The sequence below is a fragment of the Rhodococcus jostii NBRC 16295 genome (genome assembly GCF_001894825.1).
Taxonomy (GTDB): domain Bacteria; phylum Actinomycetota; class Actinomycetes; order Mycobacteriales; family Mycobacteriaceae; genus Rhodococcus_F; species Rhodococcus_F jostii.
Map to the genome: position 1 here is coordinate 20,791 of NZ_BCWY01000103.1, position 8,508 is coordinate 29,298.

The window sequence follows — 8,508 nt, forward strand, 5'->3', positions numbered from 1 at the left end:
GTGATCGGCCTGCGCTAGGTGATGTGGGCTATGTGGGGGTTGAGGGACATCTGCCCGGAATCCGGTGCCAAGGAGTTACCGCAGATAGCGGCACACGATGCGGCGCAGCAGTTTTCGATCACCGCACACTCGCGGTGGCTGCTGGCAACATCGGAGCCGGGGGTGTGCTCGACCGACGGTCAGGTGGCGGCGGTGGTGTTCGCGCGAGTGGCCTGGAGAATGTTGTGCAGTTCGCGGTCGTCCAGGCCGTGTGGTCGGCCGATGGTCACGATCCGGGTCCGGCGGGGCCGGTGTCCCCACGCGTCGGTGCGGGTGATGTCGATCCGCTTGCCCACCACTTGCAGCACGGTCCGGTGTTCGGGATGGTCGGAGCTGTAGATGATGCCCTTCGCTCGGTACACGCTGGCGGGCAGACGGCGGACGGCGTCGCGCACCGCCGCCAGCGACAGGGGTTGGTCGTCCTCGTAGGTGCGGGTTTCGAAGGTAAGTGAGGCGTCGTGGCATCGACGAGATCGAGTGTCGCCGTCCGGGTCGGTCCCCGCGCGGCGGGGTGGGTTCTGGCCGTGATCGAGGGCGGTCGGGTCGAAACGGCCGACACCGAGGAGGATCGCGAGGGGGACCGCGCAGTAGCTGGCCTCCACCAGGCGGTAGCGGTGAAGGTGGTCATCGAGCCAGGCCCGGACCTGGGTTCGTCGTTCCGGCGGTACGAGATCGATCTTGTTGAGGATCAGCAAGTCGGAGCAGGCGACCTGCCAGATCTTGGCGTGCATGGACTCGGGTGCGTCGAACAGTTGGTCCGCGTCGAGTACGCAGGTGATGCTGTCGACCCGCACACGCTCTGCCATGGTGGCGTCGTCGACGAACGTCAGGGCGATCCCGGTGGGATCCGCCACGCCGCTCGCCTCGAGGAGCACGAATTCGGGGCGCTCCGGGCGGTCGAGCATCTGGTTGACGGCGCTGACCAGGTCACCGCGGATCGAACAGCACACGCACCCGTTGGTGAGGCTGACGACATCGCTGTCGACAGCGGCGACGAGGTCGGCGTCGATGTTGATGCTGCCGAAGTCGTTGACGAGCACGCCGACACGGAGACCGTGATCGCCGTGGAGGATCCTGTTGAGCAGCGTTGTCTTGCCCGCACCGAGGAACCCGGTGAGCACGGTCAAGGGGAGCCGGGACCGGTCCGCCTCGGATCGAGGGGCGGCAGGTTCGGGCCCGGTCACTTCAACCGGTCCTTGATCTTGCCGACGATCTTGTTCTTCACCATCTTCGGGATGCTGATCTTGAAGTCGTTCGGGAACACGGGAACCAGGTCCCGGTCCACGTCCTGGGGGTAGTAGAGCTGTTTGTCGATCTCCTTGTCCCGCACGAACTGTTCCTGGATATCGCGGGTCGATTGCCGCGGCGACGGGAAGTCGACCTCGAGGTGGGTGGGGCCGAGGTCGAAGAGGTACTTGGCGTCTTCCTTGCTCGGTCGGGCCGGGTTCGCCGATTCCGAGAGCGCGGCGGTGCGCGCCCAGACCGCATCCTTGGTGACGTTGATGACGACACCGTCCGGGGCGCCGAACTGGAACAGACCTTTGTAGTGGTAGCGGATGCCGGCGAGGATCTCGGGTATCTGGTCGGCCGCGTAGTCCATGTGGGTGAGCATCGCCAGCCGAGGCTGAATCTGCTGCATCATGTACCCGGCTGCGTAGTGGGGGGTGTGGCAGGTATCGATGGTCACGTTGGTGATGATCTCGGGCAACCCCATCTTCACCTCTTGCAGATGGGCGATGTCGGGCTGGGTTTCGGTGACGAAGACGTCGACGCCCCGGGCATACTCGAGGGTGAGCTCGTCCGGGCGACCGTCTCCGGTCCAGACGAAGGAGAGCCCGTTCCAGTCGAGTCGGTAGGCGGATGCGCCGTCCTTGGAATGCCCACGCCTCCAATGGCGCACAGTGACGCCGTCCTGGTCGTAGCAGATCCCGCCGTCGTCGCGGAAGTCGAACTCGGTGACCTCGACCTCGTAGCCGTCACCGATCGGCATGCAGTTGAAGCTGTCGGTGTGCCACTGGGTCATCTGTTTCATCCCGTCGATCATCGCCCTGATACCGAACTCGGGAGTCCTCCCCGACGGCCCGGTCACGCGTAGTGGCTTCCAGCGGGCCGCCCAGGGTGCGAAAGCGTACAGGTACGGCAGGTCGGCGTAGTGGTCGACGTGCAGGTGGGTGATGAAGATGTCGTTGACCATCTGGAGCGGCACCTGCATGGCGAGGATATTCTTCAGGCAACCGGGGCCGAAGTCGAAGAAGAACCGTTTACCGTTGCCGAGTTCGACCATAATGCTGGTGCCGGCCTGGTCCCTGGTGGGTGGGAAGGGGCAGGTGCCGACGAACGTGATCCGCATCTCGTCCTTGCCGAGTTCCTCGGAGGTCGGGTAGTACGTGGAGGCACTGCCCATGTGTTCGGTCGGTCGGTAATACGGTGGGTAGGTGATTCCGGTGCCGGGACCGCCTCCGTAGGGGTTCGCCGCGGGGTTGACGTTGGTGGTCTCGGCAGCGCTCATGGTCGTCTCCAATGGCGGTTCGACACGCGGGGGCAGTGACGCCACCTTCCAACCTGCCGCAGCCGTCTGCGCCCGGCAAGGGCGTGGGCCGGTGTCCGCTTGTGGTGCCAGCCGCCGTTACCCCGGGGGGTCACGGCGCGACGGCGGCGGCGCCGAGCAGCACCAGGATCACCGTGGGGAACAGGCACCAAGTGGAGGAGCGCACCAGCTGGGTGCGGTGATGGATGCGCCTGAGGTTCCGGTCCACCGTGCGACGCAGGTCGTCGGCGGGCAGTGCGCCGGCCTCGGTGACCGCGCCCTCGAGCGCGAGCGCGGCCGTGGCGAGGGCGCCGGCGGTCATCAATGCCACCACGGTGGCGAAGGACAGCGGCGCCGCGGGGCCCTCCCCGGTCCGGACGATGGTCACGAAGGCGCCGGCGGCGATCGCCAGCAGCGTCAGTACCGAGCTGGCGTGCGCGGTCAGGGTCCGGTCGACGTCGTGGATCTCAGCGATGACCGCGATCTCTTCGTCGGCAGTGCGGGCCGGATGTGCGGTGACGGGGCGTCCCTTCAATGCCACCGCAATCGCGGCCCCCGCCGAGGCGAGCACGATGACGATCACCCACACCGGTACCCCGGCCACCTCGGCGGTGACCGGATTCGAATTGAGGGTCAGCGGTGTGTCCATCGAAAGTGTCTCCCTTCGATCAGCGGCCGGCGAGGCTCCGGATCCTGCCGCGGCCCCGCCGCTCGGAGGCGGTTGCTCCGCCCCGGCCGGCCGCACGGTCACCGGTTCAGCCCGCCCGCGTGTGCCCGTTCCTTTCCTAGGTCGACTGTTCGGGGTCGCCGGCGGTCTGACCCGGTCGGACCGTGCGGGGAGGTTCGTCGTCAGCGTCCCTCGCGTGAAGGAGGCGAATACCGATCGGCGCCGTCACGCTGTGCAGGACGATGCTCAACACGACGGTCACGACGGCCGCCTGGGTCAGCAGCAGCGGTTCCTGCATCACCCCCTCCTCGAGCACAATCAGCCCCAGGACGAGCGTGGTGATGCCGCGAGGCCCGAACCACCCCATGAACACCACGCTCGCTGCGGGCACATCGCTGCGCGTGAACGCCACCAGGACCGACACGAACCGAACGAGAGTTACGGCCGCGATTGCGAAAGCCAGGACCCTCCAGTCGGCGTCCCGGAATGCCGGCACCACAACGACCGCGCCGAACAGGGCGAAGGTGACCAGCTCCAGCAGCTCCGAGGCGGCCCCGGCAACCTGCGTCGGTGCGCGGTCCTGCCCGCGGCCGGGTTTGATTGCGGCGTACGCCAAGCCGCCCGCGAAGGCCGTCGCGAAGCCGCTGCCATGGAACTGCTCACCCGCACCGAAGCAGAGCACGGCCAGAGCGAGGGTGGCCAGCTGCGCCCAGGAGTCGGTCGTCCAGCCGTGAGCTCGTGCCACCGCGATGGCTTTGCCCCCGAGCAGTCCGATGACGATGCCGACGGCCAACGACACATGCACGGTTCGGAACGCGAACCACGCCCACTCTCCCGGTGCCGGCTCGGCCTCTTGGGACGCGATGGCCAGGACGGTCAGGAGCGCGGCGACGGCGAACCCGTCGTACAAGCCGCTCTCGACCGAGAGCCCCTCCCGGATCCGTCGGGGAATGCGGGGGTCCACCAAGAGCGCCTCCACCAGGGCGGCTTCGGCCGGAGCGACGATGACGGCCAGGCACACGGCCTCCCAGAAAGGCAGGGCAGGCAGCAGCAGGAGCGCCACAACGGTGCCCAACACCACCGTCAACGGCATACCGATGCCGAGCAGACGGCGGGCCATCGCACCGCGCCGCAGCATGGTGCGGAGGTCGAGTCGGCAGGCCTGGGTGAACAGGATCAAGGTCAACGCCAGCTCGGCGACGGTCCGGAACCCTTCCCGGTCGGCCTGCACCTCGACAAGCCCAAGACCGTCCGCGCCGAGAACCCCACCGACCGCGACGAAAACCGCTGCGGGCGAGAGGTAACCGCGCCTCAACCGACCGGAACCGACGGAGAAGCACAGCACGAGCACGATGAGAACGAAGACGCTCTGATCGGTCATGAAAGCTCACGCCCTGTTCGTCTCGGTGGCACCGGGCACAGGCCGGCACGTCATTCCGGAATCGTGCCGTGACGCAACTGCGGCGTCCCCATCACCTTGCTCGGTGCCGGTCCCGCCCAGCAAGGGCGTCAACCGGCGGGCGGCCGGGGTGTGGCCCGCCCACCCGTGCGCGGGCGCATCAGCGGGTGCGGTCGGTGACGTCGGCGGCGGCGAGGGGGATGGCTGCGCCCACCGTGGTTCCCCGGCCCGGGTCCGACCGGATGAACAGCTCCCCGCCGACCGCCTCGATGCGGTCGCGCATGTTGGCCAGCCCCGCGCCGTGGGGGCACCGCGCCGAGACGAACCCGGCGCCGTCGTCGCTGACCTCGAGGCGCAGTCGGCCGTCATCGCGTAGCCCGATGGACACGTGCGTCGCGCCGCGCGCGTGCTTGAGCGCATTCTGCAGCGCCTCGAGCGCGCAGAAGTAGACCGCGCTCTCGATCTCGAGGGGGTAGGTGCGCAGGTTTTCGGCGCTCACCGAGGCGGGTGTCGGCGACCGCAACGCGACCGCGCGCAGGGCCTCCTCGACGCCGGCGTCGGTGAGCAGCGACGGGTAGATCCGGTGGGTCACCGCACGGAAGTCGTCGATGATCGCTTCGACGTCGGCGCCGAGCGCGCACAGGAGCGGGTGATCTGCCGCGCCCTCCGCGGCCTCGGCGGCGACCCCGAGCCGGATCCTCAGCATGACCAGCCGTTGTTGGAGGTCGTCGTGCAGGTCGCGCTGGATCCGACGCCGCTCCGAGTCGGCGGCGGCGACCAATCGCGCGCGGGAGGCCTCCAGGTCCCGCACCGAGGAACTCAGTGCCGATGCCAAGCGGCGTCGCTCCAGTGTCGCGAACGCACACGCGCCGACAGCGTCCACGAACTGCCTCTGGTCGTGCAACGCGCCGTCCAGATGAAATGCGGCCACCGGCGTCGTCGAGTCGGGAATCTGGAAGACACACCGGTCCGCCGCGGACTGGGGCAGCTTCACCGGCCGTCCGGCACCGTCGCGCCACGGCACATCACCGTCACCGGCGAAGCACAGCTCCAGGCTGGGATCCTCGAGGGCATCGGCGAGCAACCTCCGTAGCCCGGCGTCGCCGGGCTCGTCCCCCCGGAGTTTGACGGTCAGAGTCTCGAGCGCCCTGGCCGCGTGCACCCGCCACGACAGCAGACCGAGGAAGAAGCCCAGCGCCGAGACGGGAATCAGGACCTCGATCACGAACCCGAGGGGCACCAACACCTCCGGTGCGGCGCCGCTGCGCCGCAGCCCGAGATACACCGCGTAGGCGACGTACCGGACCATCGTCACGGCCAGCACGGGCGTCAAGGTGCGGCGCAGCAGGGCCGAACCGCGACGCAGCCGACGCCAGGTCGCCACGACAACGGCCAGAAACAGGCCGACGGCAAGGATTTCCAACCCCAGCGTCACCACGGTGCCGGGTGGGGAGGAGACGGTGTCGGCGACCGCGAACGCGTTGGCGGGACAGTCGCTCGTACACGTGCCCCACACGGACGGCGTGGGAAACCACTCCAGCAGCAGGGCCTGCGGCAGGAACACCGCCACCGCCACCGCCCAGGCCGTGGCCGCGATGATGCGGTCGGCCCGGCCCGTCAGGTGCCCACGGGCATAGGCCAGGGTCACATATATCAGCGCCGGCTCGACGAACCAGGCGGCCACCCGCCCCGTGCTGTAAAGGAGATCGTTCGACGATGCCGTCAGCGTGGCACCGAAGCACACACCCCCCAGGAGGACGAGCAGCCGACCCTGCCGATTCTCCGGATCCCACCGCCATTGGTACAGACCCACCCCCATCGGGACCGCCACGGTGAGTGCCCCGACCACCGCCGACGTCACCCGCCACGGGGACTCTCGGTTGGCCAGTGCCACCCCGACCGAGAGGCCGGCCAGAACCACACCGACGACAGCCCCCGCAGCCAGTGTCCGGTTCATGGCTCAGCCTGCGATTCCCTGAGTGCTGCTCGAGACCATCCCGATGAAGGACCTCGTCGAGACACCTTCCCGCCTCAGACTATGCAGCCGAGAATCGGCACACAGGCCTTTCCGGCAGAGTCGGCGATCATCGGGCCGACCTGGCGCCATGCGTCCGCCACAGCTGCGCCAACAGGCTGGGCCGCAAGTCCTGCTTCCGCACGACCGCCGCGGCCCCACACCGGTGCACGGCCGCGGGAAGCGCCGCCGGCTCCGTGGCCGAGATCAGTACCACCACGACGTTCGGATGACGAAGCCCGATCCACCGCGCCAACTCGACACCATCCATGCCCGGCATGTGCACATCCACCAGCGCCAGCGCGGGTTCGGCCGCCTCGATCGCCGTGCACGCCTCTCGCCCCGAGCTGACCTCTCCTGCCGAGACGAAGCCGGGGGTGCCGTTCACGAGCTGGCGCGCGATGCCGAGGAAGGGCGCGTAATCGTCCACGGTGAGCACTCGCACCGCAGACGCAGCGATCGGGTCCACGTCGCACCTCAGCTCCCTGTCGTACTCGCCGCACACCAGGGGCGCACACGGATACGTCGATGTCACCTCCTACCGTGACTCCGCATCGGCCGCACGCACCACCGGGCAGGCACCACACCCGTGCGGCGGTTGTCTCCCGCGCCCCGAACACCACTTCCACCCACTCGACGTGGTGCGCGGTCGCCGGGATGTGCGCTACGAGGACGGGGCAGAATCCGACAGGTACATCAGCACGGCTGCGACCCGCCTGCTCACCGCGTGGGACTCATCGGAATCGACAAGCCCGAGCTTGACGAAGATCGCGCTGATGTGTTTTTCCACGGCGCGCTTGGTCAGGAACAACGTCTCGGCGATGGCGGAGTTGCTCTTGCCCTCCGCCATGGCCGACAGGATCTCGCGTTCACGCGCACTCAACTGCGATACACGCGACTGCGCCGCTCGCTCCCGCGCGTCGATCAACACCTCGACGACCTTCGGATCGATGACAGAGCGCCCCTCGGCGACCGCCTCGATTGCATCCACGAGGTCCCGGAGTCGGTGCACCCGCTCCTTCAGAAGGTAGGCGCGCCCGTCCGACCCCGTTTCGAACAAGAGCAGAACGTAGGCGGGATCGGTGTATTGGCTCAACAAGACGACTCCCACACCTGGATGTGTCTCACGCAGCCGTGCCGCGATGGACACACCCTCCGTGGTGTGCGTTGGCGGCATCCTGATGTCGGTGACCACCACGTCCGGCCTGCCGTCCTCGACCGCCGCGAGCAAGGAAGGCATGTCGTCGGCCGAGCCGACGACGTCCACCCCCTCGGCAGCCGCCAGCAACGCTTCGATGCCCTCCCGGGCCACGAGGCTGTCATCGGCGACTACTACGCGGATGACCACCTCTAAAGGCTAATGCAGTCATGAGGCCCGGCCTGCCCGAAGAAGAAACAGCGCCCGCACTCCAACACCGCTGGGCATGCAGTGCTTAGCGCCGGATCTCGGGCGTCTGTCCCTCAACCCCCTATGTGATGAGGGCGCGGCCGATTCCGCACACCGCGATCGCCCACAGCACGCTGGTGAACGTGCCGATGATGAACTGTTCCGACGCGTGGGGTTCGCGGAGTTCGGGGTAGCGGGCCAGCCCCTTGACGGCGAGGACGACGGCGATGCCCTCCGGCCAGCCCGCGAGGATCGCGGCCGCGACGGCGGCGCGCTCGAGGAGTCCGATGATCCGCCCGCCGCGCAGCGGTCCGTCCTCGGGCCGGGGGTCTCGGGTTCCGGCGTCGGGTTGGCGGCGGGCGATGCGGAACGCGGCCAGCACGAGGGGCGCCCCGCCGGTGGTGGCCGCCGCGACGCACAGGACGAGGGTCGCGGCGAGGGCGAATCCCGTGACCGGGGTGGTGGCGGAGGCGGC

Annotated in this window: 8 protein-coding genes; all 8 read right to left on the reverse strand. The window is 68.5% G+C overall.

What is annotated here, in order from left to right:
• Nucleotides 1–179: 179 nt before the first annotated feature.
• The gene (locus tag RJ1_RS38340) at nucleotides 180–1,223 is read right to left on the reverse strand and encodes a CobW family GTP-binding protein (protein WP_073368667.1); all 1,044 of its coding nucleotides are present in this window, start codon (nucleotides 1,221–1,223) and stop codon (nucleotides 180–182) included.
• Entirely contained in the window at nucleotides 1,220–2,548 is a 1,329-nt protein-coding gene (gene gntH / locus RJ1_RS38345; RefSeq protein ID WP_073368669.1) for a guanitoxin biosynthesis MBL fold metallo-hydrolase GntH, read from the reverse strand. Before gntH ends, RJ1_RS38340 begins: the two co-directional genes overlap by 4 nt.
• A 130-nt stretch (nucleotides 2,549–2,678) precedes the next feature.
• Entirely contained in the window at nucleotides 2,679–3,215 is a 537-nt protein-coding gene (locus RJ1_RS38350) for a hypothetical protein (RefSeq protein ID WP_073368670.1), read from the reverse strand.
• 136 nt (nucleotides 3,216–3,351) lie between these two features.
• On the reverse strand, nucleotides 3,352–4,614 hold the full coding sequence (locus RJ1_RS38355) for a cation:proton antiporter (RefSeq protein ID WP_073368672.1): 1,263 nt from the start codon (nucleotides 4,612–4,614) through the stop codon (nucleotides 3,352–3,354).
• Between the two features lie 178 nt (nucleotides 4,615–4,792).
• Nucleotides 4,793–6,589: a sensor histidine kinase gene (locus tag RJ1_RS38360; RefSeq protein WP_073368674.1), complete on the reverse strand. Its 1,797-nt coding sequence runs from the start codon at nucleotides 6,587–6,589 to the stop codon at nucleotides 4,793–4,795.
• A 127-nt stretch (nucleotides 6,590–6,716) separates the two neighbouring features.
• On the reverse strand, nucleotides 6,717–7,115 hold the full coding sequence (locus tag RJ1_RS38365; RefSeq protein WP_073368684.1) for a response regulator transcription factor: 399 nt from the start codon (nucleotides 7,113–7,115) through the stop codon (nucleotides 6,717–6,719).
• A gap of 195 nt (nucleotides 7,116–7,310) precedes the next feature.
• A complete protein-coding gene (locus tag RJ1_RS38370) occupies nucleotides 7,311–7,994 on the reverse strand; it encodes a response regulator transcription factor (RefSeq protein WP_073368676.1) in 684 nt (227 codons plus the stop codon).
• A 121-nt stretch (nucleotides 7,995–8,115) separates the two neighbouring features.
• Nucleotides 8,116–8,508 (reverse strand): hypothetical protein (locus RJ1_RS38375; RefSeq protein WP_073368678.1); only part of this gene is annotated, 393 nt, incomplete at its 5' end.

Coding starts and splice junctions, on each gene's coding strand:
- gntH (WP_073368669.1), bottom strand. CDS start 2,548: ATGAGCGCTGCCGAGACCACCAACGTCAACCCCGCGGCGAACCCCTAC.
- RJ1_RS38350 (WP_073368670.1), bottom strand. CDS start 3,215: ATGGACACACCGCTGACCCTCAATTCGAATCCGGTCACCGCCGAGGTG.
- RJ1_RS38355 (WP_073368672.1), bottom strand. CDS start 4,614: ATGACCGATCAGAGCGTCTTCGTTCTCATCGTGCTCGTGCTGTGCTTC.
- RJ1_RS38360 (WP_073368674.1), bottom strand. CDS start 6,589: ATGAACCGGACACTGGCTGCGGGGGCTGTCGTCGGTGTGGTTCTGGCC.